Origin of the sequence: Yoonia maritima (assembly GCF_002933395.1) — a bacterium.
Classification (GTDB): domain Bacteria; phylum Pseudomonadota; class Alphaproteobacteria; order Rhodobacterales; family Rhodobacteraceae; genus Yoonia; species Yoonia maritima_A.
The window spans coordinates 231,037-244,710 of the sequence record NZ_PKFN01000009.1 but is presented as its reverse complement, the minus strand read 5'-3'; the positions used below and the strand labels follow the sequence as shown (position 1 = coordinate 244,710).

Sequence of the window (13,674 nt, the reverse complement as noted above, 5' to 3'; positions counted from 1 at the left end):
CAAGAAGAGTCCGCAGAATGTCACGGAAATGATAAGAAAATGACTGCTGATCGCGATGGTTTCGAAGCTATTTTACGCGACCAACTGGCCTTTGAGCGAATTCGCGCTGTCATCAACGATTTTCACACGGCGCACAGTTCCTAGAACATCGGCAGGTGCCTCTGCATATACGGCGTGCAAATACTGTGACTTTCCGATCATCTGCCCTGCTTCGCGGCCTGCCTTTTCAAACAGAACCTTCACTTCGCGGCCAACCATCGATGCCTGTGTGGCCTGCTGTTGTTCACGCAACAAGCCTTGCAAACGCTGCAAGCGGTCATTCATCACATCTTCAGGCAACTGCGGTTTTTCAGCGGCTGGCGTGCCGGGGCGGGTTGAATATTTGAATGAATAGGCTTGCCCATAATGCACATCGCGGACTAACTGCATCGTGTCTTCGAAGTCTTCTTCGGTTTCACCGGGGAAGCCAACGATGAAATCGCCCGACAAAAGCAAATCAGGGCGCGCTGTCCGGATGCGCTCGATCAGGCGCAGATATCCTTCGGCTGTGTGCTTACGGTTCATCGCTTTAAGAATACGATCAGAACCTGACTGCACTGGAAGATGCAGATACGGCATGAGCTTTTCGCAGGTGCCATGCGCGTCGATGAGCGCGTCATCCATGTCGTTGGGGTGGCTTGTGGTAAAGCGAATGCGTTCCAGCCCGTCGACCTTGTCCAATTCCCAAATCAAACCTGCCAAGCCGCCGTCATGGCCATGATAGGCGTTGACGTTCTGACCAAGCAAGGTGATCTCGCGCACGCCTGCTTCGACCAATTCTTGCGCCTCACGAATGATGCGGTCAGCCGGGCGCGATACTTCGGAGCCTCGCGTATATGGCACAACGCAAAAAGCGCAGAACTTGTCGCAGCCCTCTTGCACGGTCAAAAATGCGGTGGGCGCGCGCTTGCCTTTGCTCCGGCCCTTGAGGGACGCGAATTTATCGTCTTCTGGAAAATCAGTATCCAGTGCTTTTGCACCAGTTTGCAGCGCATCGTCCATCGCTGGCAGGCGGTGATAACTTTGCGGCCCAACCACCAAATCGACCATTGGCGCGCGACGCATGATTTCCTCGCCCTCGGCCTGCGCAACACAACCGGCAACGCCAATTTTAAGATCAGGCTTTTCAACCTTAAACGCCTTCATTCGACCAAGCTCTGAATATACTTTCTCGGCGGCCTTTTCGCGAATGTGACATGTATTCAGTAGAATCATGTCCGCATCTTCGGGCGTCTTTGTTTCGACATAGCCCTTGCCGCCCAGCGCTTCGGCCATGCGTTCGCTGTCATAGACGTTCATCTGACAGCCGTAAGTCTTGATATATAGCTTTTTAGGCTCTGACATGGTGTGCTCTTGGCTATGGTGGGTTGATGGCCTTCTAACGGCTTGTCGGTTTGCTTGCAATGCAAGGCATTTTAGCACAGTTTACAGCGACAAACTTGGATGCCACCGACATGCACTACCCCGACCTCCCCGCGCTCGTGACAGATAGTAAGGCCGCGCCCCTGAAAGGGCCGATCGCGCTAATACTGGTCGAAGACGGCATTGAAATTGAAAGCACAATTTCACATCACGTTGCTCTCGGCTTTGGTCAACTCGTGCTGTTTTGCCCGGCGGACTTCCATCTCCCAGACGACATGCCCGCGAATTTGCACAGGGTTGATTTTGATGTCACCGCTGATGGTGCATTGGCGACAATCGTAAATGCAGTTGTTAAAACCGCACCCGGGCAATGGATCTATTACTGCTACAACGCAGAATATCTGATGTTCCCCTTTTGCGAGACACGAAGCATCGGTGAGATGCTAAGCTTTATGGCCGAAGAACGTCGTGACTGCGTGCTTTCGTATACTGTTGATCTTTACGCACGCGATCTGGGTGACACACCAAGTGCCGTCGATCGCAATGCCGCCTATTTCGACCGCACTGGCTATTTTGCGCTTGCCCGACAAGATGGAACGGGCGAAACCCTAGAACGGCAACTTAACATTTTCGGCGGCTTGCGCTGGCGCTTTGAGGAGCACATCGTACAGACGCGTCAACGGCTAGACAGATCCTCACTTTTTCGGGCCACACCCGGTTTAAAGATGCTAGATAACGGCAGCTTTTCCGAGGTCGAGCATAACACAATCTCTTGCCCTTGGCACAATAACATTACTGCTGCGACGGCATCCTTTCGGACAGCAAAAGCACTGCGCCGGAACCCCGGTAGCCGCCACCAGATTGATACCTTCTATTGGGAAAATTCTGAGCCGTTCAACTGGACGTCACAGCAGCTCATGGATCTTGGAGTAATTGAACCGGGGCAATGGTTTTAGGGGGCGGTGGATCAAGATCCACCCTACGCCTTTTCAGTGATGAATAAGGCCAGTCCAGCGGTTTGCGAACCAAACGGGCTGTGACAGGCGCGGTGATGATCAGGTGCATGTGCAAATCATAATCGGCCTGATCGCGAATGACGTGTTCCCAAAAACGCCGCTGCCAAACGCCTTTTTCGCCCGGTCGCAATCTTGTTGGCGACTGAATCACAGGCGCCCTAACATGGCGCGAAAATGTTGATTTTATGAGTCGCCATCGTTTGGAATACTCATCATCACCCGGTGGCAGGGTCCATATCATATGCATCTTAGCCGGTAGGATCACCGCGGCGTCAATGGTGAACGGCCAGCGCTTTACGCACAAACCGGTCGCCGTTCGCAGCAGATCGATTTGATCAACTAACAGCGATGACTGTTTATCCAACAGCTCAACCGTAAAGAAATAGGTGCCTCCGGGCACAAAGCGTCGGCGATAATTTGACATAGTTGGCAGGTTGCACAGCAACAGTTAACGGCCCGTAAACCGTAGGGTGGATCTTGATCCACCGCACCTAAAAGGTCACTCTTTCCTCATGCTTGCCACCCGAGCGCCCCGCGAGCCTTACCAATGCAATATCCGCCTTCCCCTTGACCAGCCAAGACAACCCAAAGGCCCATATCCCGACAGCCTCGAACCAAAACACCAAATTGTAGTTGAGAACGGCCTGCTGAGGTCCACCACCACCTGCAACCTTGACAGCCGACGCGATGGATATCCCAATCAACGAACAAACGATAACCCAGCCACATCCTAAATAAATGCGGCGACGTTGGGGCTTGGCCGACCTTGCAAACTTCGCCAAACAAAAAATCGCGAGGCAGGTAAAAAACACCAGCGCCGACGCATAGTGAAACATCGGACTAATCCCGATACCAACCATCTTTTGGGTCATTGTCGCAATTTGGGCCGTTGGACTTTCATTGGGAAACAGCGCCACGCCAAAAGCGGATATCCCAGCTATGGTACCGAGCCAGTCATCATCAATCAGGTCACCGGGTTTACGGCCATAACCACGATAGCAAATCAGGAAAACACCGATAGAACAAAGCGTACCAACAAAAATATCGCGATAGGTTGTATGGTAGAAATCGCTGATCGACGGTTCAAGCCGATGGAAATCAAATAGCCCACCAAACAAAAGAACCATAGGCAAGGCCATCCCCAACACCCCCAGCGCGGTTCGGACCCGGTGATACGATAAAACCATTTCTGTTCGTTGGGCGTCTGGCATGCTGCGGTGCCTTATGACTTAAATACAATCCGCATATCATGTATTAATACAGCAAATGCCGCAATATCAGGGTTTCACAACCGATCAGAGTGTTGCCTACTTGCGGCGCAGCCGGATAACGACATCGACTGACGCAATCTCTGCGCCGTCGGGCGCATGCGGCACACGCGCGATTTCCAACTGGTCCGCAGGAGCATCAGTGAGATGCGCCGTATCTTCCCAATAGAAATGCGGATGGTCGGTCATATTGGTGTCAAAATAGCTCTTCGCGCCATCAACCGTAATCTCTCGCATCAACCCCACATCACAAAACGCACGCAGCGTGTTGTATACGGTTGCGAGGGATACTTTTTCACCAGCAGTCGATGCAGCATCAAACAGGCTTTCAGCCGTAACATGCCGGTCCTGACCGTCCCCTACCAAGAGGCTCGCCAACGTCATGCGCTGACGTGTTGGACGTAGTCCCGCCCCTGAGAGCCAATCTGTACTGCGCTGTGTTACGATATCTGTCATGGTTGCCCGTCTGCTGCCTCTGTCTTTATATGGCAAGAAACAGTCAATTATCAAATGAAATTACGAACAACTGGCCAGACTTGCTCTTATAAACCTCTGGATGGTAAAGGTCGTGCAACGTAGCAGACAAGAATGAGACCACGCAAATGGCCGACTACCCAACAAGTTTTGACAAAGACGACCTGCTGAAATGCGCCCGAGGAGAGCTATTTGGCCCTGGTAATGCGCAGCTTCCCGCCCCACCGATGCTGATGATGGATCGCATTACCGAAGTATCCGGTGACGGCGGCGCGCACGGCAAAGGACATATTGTCGCAGAATTCGATATCACCCCTGATCTGTGGTTCTTTGACTGCCACTTCCCCGGCAACCCGATCATGCCCGGCTGTCTGGGCCTCGATGGCCTGTGGCAGCTGACTGGCTTTAACCTGGGCTGGCGCGGCTGGCAGGGACGCGGCTACGCATTGGGTGTCGGCGAAGTCAAACTGACAGGCATGGTCCGCCCTGACCGCAAAATGCTGACCTACAAAATCGACTTTACCAAAGCGATCCAGACCCGCCGCCTGACAATGGGCGTCGCCGACGGCATCGTCGAAGCCGACGGTGAAGTGATCTATCAAGTCAAAGACATGAAAGTCGCACTAAGCGAGAGTTAATGTCACGGGCCTAACGCGGGTCTTAATGATCGGCGTTAGGCTGTTTTACAGGATATAAGGGTCTGTTTTGCGGGACAAGCCGGACCTTAGATTTTGGCCCTAAACATAACATCGGTGCGCAAGACATACTTTACACCTTCGTTGATTGAATCGCCTCGGTGCGAAAGTGGATGGTGAAAAATTAGCGCTTTTCCCACGGCTGGCTCGATTGTGAAGTCCGCAAATATATGCGGCGAAAACACATCTGCAAAAGAGGTTCCGCCTCCGTCCACCCCATCGTTCAGGTAAATCATCATAGTAAATTTGCTTACAGACCCGTCGGGTTGTTGGAATTCACCGTCCTGATGCCAATCGAAGAACTGTCCTGCCACATATCTGTAAACACGAAAGCGTTCATTTATGCCGGTTGCTGCTAGGCCCTTAAACGGCTTCCGGAAGTGAGACGAGACCCGGAGCCATATTTCTTCAGCAAAATCAAAGTCATCAAATATTACGCGGTCGTTGTTTCGGATTTCTGGCGTAACCAAAGTTCCATTTTCAGACGTGATGGTCGCAGGTTCAAAACCGATTGCGGTTGCTCGATCAATAACCCGATTACAAAAACCTGTATCGGCAAATTCAGAAATTTCGAAAACAAGGTGCTCAAGCACCGAGGGAATAGTCATGCTTCATCTCCAGTAAACATTTCAACACGTGAGTATATGGGCCGAGTGCAAAGCGCTCAGCGATACCACGCCCGAAGGAGTGTTGAATGGTTTGGCAACCGAGATGATATGCATCGTATCGTCATGGATACTTGATGGCTCATAATACGGGCGAAATCAAGACTTCAGCACTCGAAGACACTTGCGTTGAAGTCGTCCGCTTCGGGCTCACCCCAGACATTCCCCTAAAAGCTATCAACCCAGACCCAACCTGTCACCGACACCACACCCCAACCATACCTGCTTGCCCCCGCCCCCACTGCTGCCGTACAAAGCGGTAGCAGTATACAGGGAGAGCGCTAATGCGTCGCGTCGTCATCACAGGTTTGGGGATTGTTTCCCCGATTGGGAATAACGCCGAAGAGGTCAAAGCCTCTCTTATGGCTGGGAAATCCGGGATCGAGGCTTCGCCCGAGATGGCCGAACATGGCTTCCGTAGCCAGATCGCTGGCACCGTCAAAATCGACATCAAAGAACATGTCGATAAGCGCGCATTGCGTTTCATGGGGCCGGGCGCTGCCTATGCCTATATCGCGATGGGGCAAGCTATTGCCGATGCGGGTCTTGATGATGACACGGTTTCGAACGTGCGTACTGGTTTGGTTGCAGGTTCTGGTGGGCCGTCGACATCAGCAATGTTCGCCGCCCATAACGTGGTGAAGGATACCGGTGCGACCAAACGCATTGGGCCGTTTGCCGTCCCGAAATGCATGTCCTCGACAATCTCGGCGAACCTGTCGACCCAGTACAAGATCAAGGGCATCAACTATTCCATAACATCCGCTTGTTCGACCAGCCTGCACTGCATCGGGAACGCAGCCGAACAGATCATGATGGGTAAGCAGGACGTGATGTTTGCTGGCGGCGGTGAAGAGCTGGACTGGACGTTGTCCTGCCTATTCGACGCGATGGGCGCGATGTCTTCGAAATATAACGATACCCCGGAAAAAGCCTCCCGCGCGTTTGACGCAAACCGTGATGGTTTTGTGATCGCAGGCGGTGGCGCGATGCTGGTGCTGGAAAGCCTTGAGCACGCCCAAGCACGCGGCGCAAAAATCTACGCCGAAGTCACAGGCTATGCCGCGACATCCGATGGTCATGACATGGTTGCCCCGTCGGGCGAAGGCGGCGAACGCGCAATGCGCCTGGCGCTGGAAACCCTGCCAGAGGGCCGCAAGGTGAGCTACATCAACGCGCATGGCACATCGACACCCGTGGGTGATGTTGGCGAAATCGAAGCTGTCCGCCGCGTATTCGGCGAAGGGACAACACCGCCTGTGTCATCCACCAAATCAATGACAGGCCACAGCCAAGGCGCCACAGGCGCGTCAGAGGCCGTCTATTGCCTGTTGATGCTGCAAGACGACTTTATCGCGCCATCAATCAATGTCGAAAACCTCGACCCTGCGCTGGCCCCTGCTGAAATCGCAACATCGCTTGTTGAAAATGCTGGGCTGGACACCGTAATGACAAACTCATTTGGGTTTGGCGGAACGAACGGGTCGATGCTGTTATCAAAGTTTAAAGGCTAATCGGATGACTATTAACCTGAACGGAAAACGCGGCCTGATTATGGGTGTCGCGAACGAACGGTCAATTGCTTGGGGGATCGCCAAAGCGATGTCAGAGGCTGGTGCTGAACTCGCATTTAGCTACCAAGGCGAAGCATTTGGCAAACGGCTAGAACCGCTCGCTGCGTCTGTCGGTTCCGACATCCTTGTTGATGTTGACGTGACTGACGACGCAAGTATGGATGCTGCGTTTGCGCTGCTGCAGGAAAAATGGGGTAAGCTGGATTTTGTCGTTCACGCGATCGCCTATTCAGACAAGAACGAATTGGCCGGGCGGTTCACGGACACAAGCCGTGCGAACTTCCAAAACTCGCTGACGATTTCGTGCTATTCATTCATTGACGTTGCGAAACGTGCCGCTGAGCTGATGCCCGATGGTGGAACGCTTTTGACGCTGACTTACCAAGGCGCGAACCGCGTCACCCCGTTCTACAATGTCATGGGCGTCGCCAAAGCCGCGCTAGAAAGCGCAACGCGTTACTTGGCAAATGACCTTGGCCCACAAGGCATCCGCGTCAATGCGATCAGCCCCGGCCCGATGAAAACACTGGCCGGTGCTGCCATTGCAGGCGCACGCCGGACATTCAAACACACTGAGCAAAATGCACCAATGCGTGAAAATGCGACACTAGAGGCTGTCGGCGGCACCGCAGTTTATTTAGCCTCTGATGCAGGCGCATTCACATCGGGGGAAATCATCCGGGTGGATGGTGGGTTCCACGTTTTGGGCATGCCACAACCAGATAATCTGGTGATGCCGATCGCTGATAAAGCAAAGTAAGGCGCGTATTTTATTACCAGCCCTCACAAGCAATAAAAAGCCCGCTCACCAATATCAGGTGAGCGGGCTTTTTTTGACTAATTCAACGAGGCTTAAGCCGCGTCGATGCCAACCATTTCGATCGCAAAGATCAGGTCTTTGCCAGCAAGCGGGTGGTTCGCGTCTAGCGTCACTTCGGCGTCGGTTACTTCAGCAACGGTGACGTGTACGACTTGACCCTGTGGCGTTTGCATCTGCAGCTGTGTGCCGATCTCAAGCGGGATGTTATCAGGGATTTCACCGCGCGGTACAGACTGACGTGCTTCTGAATTCGTTTCGCCATATGCGTCGGCACATGCGATCTCGACTGTTTTCTTATCGCCAACAACCATGCCGGGGATTGCGACATCAAGACCCGGAATAATCTGACCAGAGCCTACAACAAATTCCAACGGGTCACGTCCGTCCGAACTATCAAAGGTCTCACCTGATTTCAGTGTACCTGTGTAGTGGATGCGAACTGTGTCGCCTGATTTTGCTTGGCTCATTGAACATTCTTTCGTTAGTTATTTAAGATGCCCACAAGCTACCTGCCCCCCCCATGAGTTGCAAACCGCTTTCCCCTTTCCGTTGTGTAACACCCGTGCCACGATGCAAAAAGCGGAGGAAAGCATGACCATAACCACCTGTATTTTTGATGCCTACGGCACGTTGTTTGATGTGAACGCGGCGGCCCAAGCGGTAGCAGCCGAACCTAACCATGCTGACCTGGCCAATGTTTGGCCAGAGATTGCCCGTGATTGGCGCGCGAAACAACTAGAATACAGCTGGCTACGCGCAGTCGCAGGACGACATTGCGATTTTTGGCAGCTCACTCAGGACGGATTAGACTGGGCATTAGAAGCGAACCACGTCAAGAATCCTGGCACCCGCGCGCGTCTGTTAGAGTTGTATTGGGAATTGCCAGCCTACCCCGAAGCCCCTGCGATGTTAGAAACGCTTAAGTCACGCGGCATGCACACCGCGATCCTCTCGAACGGTAGCCCTGAAATGTTAACCGCTGCTGTGACATCTGCAAATATTGGTTGTTTTTTGGACGACACGCTATCCGTCGAGGACGTTGGTATTTTCAAACCGTCTGATCGGGTCTACGATATGGTAGGCGCACGATTTGGGTGCGCAAAAGATTCAGTTTTATTTGTGTCCTCAAATGGTTGGGATGCGGCTGGTGCAGCTGGCTATGGGTTTCAAACGGCGTGGCTCAACCGCGCTGGTGCACCCGAAGATCGGCTATATGCGGCGCCGCATCATGTTGTTTCAGACCTGACTGCAATACCGGAGCTTACCTGATGCCATACTACACCTCGAAAGACGGATTGACCCTACATTACACAGATGAAGGTGCGGGGTTGCCGGTGATCGCTCTTGCGGGATTAACGCGTAACGGCGCAGATTTTGACCATATCGCACCCCGCTGGCCAACACGTCTGATCCGCCCTGATTATCGTGGGCGCGGTCAATCTTCTTGGGCTGATCCCGCCACTTATACCATCGAACATGAGGCAACGGATGTCCTAACGCTAATGGATCATCTTGGGCTAAAGAAAGCTGCGGTGCTTGGGACTTCGCGCGGTGGGTTCATTGGTATGACCCTTGCTGCGACGTCCAAGGACCGACTGCTTGGTGTCGCGTTGAATGATATTGGCCCTGAACTCCAATCAGAGGGCCTGACATCAATCATGGATTATGTCGGACGGAATCCGGTTCAAAAGACATATGCGCAGGCAGCGGATGCCCGGTCGCGCATGTGGACCCAGTTCGAAGGTGTGCCCATGTCGCGCTGGTTGGCCGAGGTCCAAGCACATTATCAGGAAACGCCTCAAGGTTTGATTATTCGGTATGACCCAAAATTACGCGACGCGATCCTTGCTGCCGGTGCAGAACCCCTGCCCGACCTATGGCCCCTATTCGACGCCACCGCAGATCTGCCGTTGGCATTGATCCGTGGCGCGAATTCCGACCTACTTGCCCCCGCAACAGCAGACGAAATGGTACGCCGCCGCCCAGATATGATCCGCACAGATGTGCCCGGTCGCGGGCATGTTCCGTTCTTGGATGAACCCCAATCACTTACTGCGCTACTTGCTTGGCTGGAGAAAATGAAATGAATATCGACATGATCCGTGCTGCAGCGAAACGGCTGGATGAGCACGCGCGGCGGACGCCAATTATGACTTCGCCATTTCTGGACGAGATCGCCGGCAGGCGGGTTTTCGTGAAGGCCGAGTGTCTGCAACACACTGGGTCGTTCAAGTTTCGCGGTGGGTGGTCGGCAGTGTCTGCACTTTCCGACACTGAATTGAAATCAGGCGTGATCGCGTTTTCAAGCGGCAACCACGCGCAAGGCATCGCGCTTGCTGCCCGCGAACATGGTGCGCCCGCCGTGATCATTATGCCGTCGAACGCCCCAGCGATTAAAATCGCGAACACCCGCGCATTAGGTGCCGAGGTCGTGCTGTATGATCGCGCGACCGAAGACCGCGACGCGCTTGGTGCACAGCTTGCTGCCGAACGCGGCCTGACACTGATTAAGCCATTTGACGAACCGCTTGTGATCGCGGGCCAAGGCACCTGTGGTCTTGAGATCGCGCAAGAGCTTGGCGATTTAAACGCCGACGTGATGGTCTGTTGTGGCGGCGGCGGTTTGACTTCTGGTATCGCGCTTGCGCTTGCCGCTGATGCGCCCGGTCTGCGCGTCCGTCCGGCAGAGCCCGAGGGTTTCGACGATGCCACCCGGTCGCTTGCCAGTGGCACGATTGAACGCAATGCCCAGCTAGACGGGTCGATCTGCGATGCCATCATCACCCCACAGCCCGGCAATATCACTTTTCCAATCATGCAGGCCCATTGCGGTCCCGGCGTGGTCGTCACCGAAGACGAATGTCTGCGTGCGATGGGCGTTGCCTTTGAACGGCTTAAGATCGTGATCGAACCGGGTGGGGCCGTGGCCCTCGCTGCAGCACTTTATCATCCAGACGAATTTACCAGTGACGCGGTTGTCGCTGTTGCCACAGGTGGTAACGTAGACCCCGCCATCTTTAAACGCGCATTGGATACGCTTGCATGACCCGCTTTACGATCGCCAGTTTCAACGTCAAAAACCTGATCGAACCCGAACAGGAATACTATCGTTTCGAAGAGTACACTCCAGAAGAATACGCTTGGAAACGCGCTTGGTTAGCCGACCAACTCCTGACGATGAACGCTGATATCGTTGGTTTTCAGGAAATCTTTAGTGAAAATTCACTACGTGATGTTGTGATCGAAACCGATGAGCTGGGACTGGCGGCGAATGCCGCGAACATCCCCGACCGTTCGAAACGCTACGCCCGCAAAGCGATTTTCCGCAAACTGGCCTATGAGCCCTATACGGAATCCGCGCTTGCTTATGCCCCCAACAGCTTTGACGGGGGGCCGGGTGAACGTCGCCCCGGTGTCGCGATCCTGTCGCGTTTTGGCTTTGTCGGTTTACCAGAGGTGATCCAAGACCTGCCCGAACCGCTTGATATTCCGTTTAGCGATATCGACGGAACAGATGGCGGCAGCTATCGAATCAAACGGCTTAGTCGACCGATCCTTAAGGTCCGTATTCCAATTGGCGATTCCGTGGTTACGGTGTTCAACTGCCACCTCAAATCTAAGCTCGGCGAATTGCCCCGCCCTGCTGGTGCGCCGTTCCCGCCTGCCGCCGATCTGGTGAACTATGATCCTGCAACCCGCGCTATGGGTTCATTGCGTGCAGCGCTGCGCCGCATGGCCGAGGCTTGGGTCCTACGTAAAGCAATCCTTGAGGAACTCGAGGCTGGGCATCCAGTCATGGTTCTGGGTGACTTTAACGATAGTGAAACCGCCGTATCCTCTGAGATCATCACTGGTGAAGCCCCATTCAAGAACTACGCATGGATGCGCCGCCACGATGCCAAGACAAAGCGTGACCGCTATTCCGACGAAGATAACGAGATCATCCAAGAGAAGATCAGCAAGGTGCGCCTGTTCTCGGCGGAAAAGCTGTTCGTGCGCAAATCGCTACGCGACATGGTTTACACTTCGGCCTTTGGTGGGGTGTTTGAAAGCATCGACCAAATCTTGATGTCCCGTCATTTCCATCCGGAATTTTCGGGCAAGATCGGCGAAATGGAATACTTCAGCGCGCTGAATGACCACCTGACGGATGGGTCCCATCCAGAGGCACCTTATAACAAACTTGCGTCCGACCACGGTCAGATCATGGCTCATATGGTGCTTGGCGATCCTAATGCCTGAAACGACGCAAGTCGTTCGGGACGACGTTAAGCTTCATGTGGTCACGGATGGCCCGGCCACAGGTCCGGCCATTGTCTTTGCCAATTCATTGGGAACGGACCTGCGCCTTTGGGATGCCATTGTGCCGCTGTTGCCCGCAGAATACAGGGTCATCCGCTATGACATGCGCGGGCATGGGCAATCTGACGTGCCGGATGCCCCTTACACGATGGGCCAGCTGGTCAGCGATGCCGAGGCCGTTTGTGACACACTAAACGTTCGTGACGCATTATTTGTCGGGTTATCGGTTGGCGGCATGGTCGCCCAAGGGCTTGCTGTTAAGCGACCAGAGATGATCCGCGCGCTTGTCTTATCCAACACAGCAGCCAAGATTGGCAACAAAAAGCTGTGGCAAGATCGTATCGACGCCATCCGCAAACACGGATTGGATGCAATGGCGGATGAGGTCATGAAGCGCTGGTTTTCGCGGGCCTTCAACGCATCGCCTGCCATAAAACCGTGGCGCGATATGCTGACCGCCACACCGGTTGAAGGTTACACTGGCATTTGCGCCGCTATCGCCGGCACTGATTTCTATACCCCAACAAGTGAGCTACGCATCCCCACGCTTGGCATCGCAGGATCAGAGGATGGCGCCACGCCGCCCGATTTGGTGCGCGAAACAATCGACCTGATCCCCGGATCCCAATTTGCACTAATGCGCCGCGTGGGGCACCTTCCTTGCGTCGAAGACCCAGAAGGCTATGCTAACCTTTTGAATCAGTTCATTAAGGACACCGGCCATGCCTGAATTTTTGTTGATCCACGGATCATGTCACGGGGCATGGTGTTGGGATGATGTGATCCCTCATCTGACCGCTGCGGGTCACAAAGCGCGGGCGATTGATTTGCCGTCTCATGGTGCTGACACGACGCCTGCGGGCGATGTGACGCTTGATCTTTATGCCAAAGCAATTGTCGATGCGATTGATACCCCCGTCGTATTGGTTGGCCATTCAATGGCGGGTTACCCGATTACAGCTGCAGCGAACCTCGCGCCTGACAAGATTAGCAAGCTGATCTATCTTTGCGCTTATGTTCCGATGGATTGTAAGTCGCTTGCTGACATGCGGCGCATGGCACCCAGCCAACCACTGCTTGATGCGATTGTCGTTGACCAAGACCGCGTGACGTTTTTCGTCGATCCAACGCAAGCTGTCGCAAAGTTCTATCACGACGTAGAACCAGAACGTGCTGAATGGGCGGTTAGCAAACTTGGCCCGCAACCGATTTTGCCGCAAGAAACACCGCTATCTTCGGCACATAACCTTCCGCGCCATTATATTCGCTGTACAGATGACCGGACAATTCCACCTGCGTTTCAGGTCACTATGACGGCAGATTGGCCGCAAGGCACAGTCACCGAAATGGCAACATCGCATTCACCATTTCTATCCAGCCCCAAAGCACTGGCCGAGCAGCTAATCGCCGCAGCAGGTTAACCGTAAACAAAGCTTGCAAACGAACCTGTTCCGCCTAA

The 13,674-nt window shown here is 53.9% G+C and carries 16 protein-coding genes; 10 read left to right on the top strand and 6 right to left on the bottom strand.

Features of this window, described 5'->3' with window-relative positions:
* Window positions 1-72 precede the first annotated feature (72 nt).
* Entirely contained in the window at window positions 73-1,383 is a 1,311-nt protein-coding gene (miaB, locus tag CYQ09_RS12420; protein WP_106745713.1) for a tRNA (N6-isopentenyl adenosine(37)-C2)-methylthiotransferase MiaB, read from the bottom strand.
* A gap of 59 nt (window positions 1,384-1,442) precedes the next feature.
* On the opposite strand from miaB, the gene CYQ09_RS12415 reads away from it, so the two are divergent.
* Window positions 1,443-2,357: a hypothetical protein gene (locus tag CYQ09_RS12415; RefSeq protein ID WP_343229862.1), complete on the top strand. Its 915-nt coding sequence runs from the start codon at window positions 1,443-1,445 to the stop codon at window positions 2,355-2,357.
* Here the strand turns inward: CYQ09_RS12415 and CYQ09_RS12410 are convergent.
* The 3 genes from CYQ09_RS12410 to irrA form a co-directional block, all read right to left on the bottom strand.
* A complete protein-coding gene (locus CYQ09_RS12410) occupies window positions 2,317-2,841 on the bottom strand; it encodes an REP-associated tyrosine transposase (protein WP_106745712.1) in 525 nt (174 codons plus the stop codon). The genes CYQ09_RS12415 and CYQ09_RS12410 overlap by 41 nt on opposite strands.
* A gap of 67 nt (window positions 2,842-2,908) precedes the next feature.
* Window positions 2,909-3,628 (bottom strand): hypothetical protein, encoded by a 720-nt coding sequence (locus CYQ09_RS12405; protein WP_106745711.1) that lies wholly within the window; start codon window positions 3,626-3,628, stop codon window positions 2,909-2,911.
* 96 nt (window positions 3,629-3,724) lie between these two features.
* A complete protein-coding gene (gene irrA, locus CYQ09_RS12400) occupies window positions 3,725-4,141 on the bottom strand; it encodes an iron response transcriptional regulator IrrA (protein WP_106745710.1) in 417 nt (138 codons plus the stop codon).
* A 146-nt stretch (window positions 4,142-4,287) separates the two neighbouring features.
* Here irrA and fabA point away from each other — a divergent pair, with 146 nt between their 5' ends.
* Window positions 4,288-4,797, top strand: a complete 510-nt coding sequence (fabA, locus tag CYQ09_RS12395) for a bifunctional 3-hydroxydecanoyl-ACP dehydratase/trans-2-decenoyl-ACP isomerase (protein ID WP_093923168.1) — start codon at window positions 4,288-4,290, stop codon at window positions 4,795-4,797.
* Between the two features lie 86 nt (window positions 4,798-4,883).
* Here the strand turns inward: fabA and CYQ09_RS12390 are convergent, their stop codons facing one another.
* Entirely contained in the window at window positions 4,884-5,447 is a 564-nt protein-coding gene (locus tag CYQ09_RS12390; RefSeq protein ID WP_239495939.1) for a 2OG-Fe(II) oxygenase, read from the bottom strand.
* 356 nt (window positions 5,448-5,803) lie between these two features.
* On the opposite strand from CYQ09_RS12390, the gene fabB reads away from it, so the two are divergent.
* Complete coding sequence (fabB, locus tag CYQ09_RS12385; RefSeq protein WP_106745708.1) at window positions 5,804-7,033, top strand: beta-ketoacyl-ACP synthase I; 1,230 nt, start codon at window positions 5,804-5,806, stop codon at window positions 7,031-7,033.
* Window positions 7,034-7,037: 4 nt separating this feature from the next.
* Window positions 7,038-7,853: an enoyl-ACP reductase FabI gene (locus tag CYQ09_RS12380; RefSeq protein ID WP_106745707.1), complete on the top strand. Its 816-nt coding sequence runs from the start codon at window positions 7,038-7,040 to the stop codon at window positions 7,851-7,853.
* Between the two features lie 92 nt (window positions 7,854-7,945).
* Here CYQ09_RS12380 and CYQ09_RS12375 read toward each other — a convergent pair whose 3' ends face one another.
* Entirely contained in the window at window positions 7,946-8,380 is a 435-nt protein-coding gene (locus CYQ09_RS12375) for an FKBP-type peptidyl-prolyl cis-trans isomerase (RefSeq protein WP_106745706.1), read from the bottom strand.
* Between the two features lie 124 nt (window positions 8,381-8,504).
* Between CYQ09_RS12375 and CYQ09_RS12370 the strand changes: the two genes are divergently transcribed.
* From CYQ09_RS12370 to CYQ09_RS12345, 6 genes are read left to right on the top strand one after another with little or no spacing between them, the layout of a single operon-like run.
* Window positions 8,505-9,182, top strand: coding sequence for a haloacid dehalogenase type II (locus CYQ09_RS12370; RefSeq protein WP_106745887.1), 678 nt, complete (start codon window positions 8,505-8,507; stop codon window positions 9,180-9,182).
* Window positions 9,182-10,000, top strand: a complete 819-nt coding sequence (locus CYQ09_RS12365) for an alpha/beta fold hydrolase (RefSeq protein ID WP_106745705.1) — start codon at window positions 9,182-9,184, stop codon at window positions 9,998-10,000. The genes CYQ09_RS12370 and CYQ09_RS12365 overlap by 1 nt, the downstream gene beginning before the upstream one ends.
* A complete protein-coding gene (locus CYQ09_RS12360) occupies window positions 9,997-10,959 on the top strand; it encodes a threonine ammonia-lyase (protein WP_106745704.1) in 963 nt (320 codons plus the stop codon). The genes CYQ09_RS12365 and CYQ09_RS12360 overlap by 4 nt, the downstream gene beginning before the upstream one ends.
* A complete protein-coding gene (locus CYQ09_RS12355) occupies window positions 10,956-12,155 on the top strand; it encodes an endonuclease/exonuclease/phosphatase family protein (RefSeq protein WP_106745703.1) in 1,200 nt (399 codons plus the stop codon). Before CYQ09_RS12360 ends, CYQ09_RS12355 begins: the two co-directional genes overlap by 4 nt.
* Entirely contained in the window at window positions 12,148-12,945 is a 798-nt protein-coding gene (gene pcaD, locus CYQ09_RS12350) for a 3-oxoadipate enol-lactonase (RefSeq protein ID WP_106745702.1), read from the top strand. Before CYQ09_RS12355 ends, pcaD begins: the two co-directional genes overlap by 8 nt.
* Window positions 12,938-13,636 (top strand): alpha/beta fold hydrolase, encoded by a 699-nt coding sequence (locus CYQ09_RS12345; RefSeq protein ID WP_106745701.1) that lies wholly within the window; start codon window positions 12,938-12,940, stop codon window positions 13,634-13,636. The genes pcaD and CYQ09_RS12345 overlap by 8 nt, the downstream gene beginning before the upstream one ends.
* Window positions 13,637-13,674: the final 38 nt, after the last annotated feature.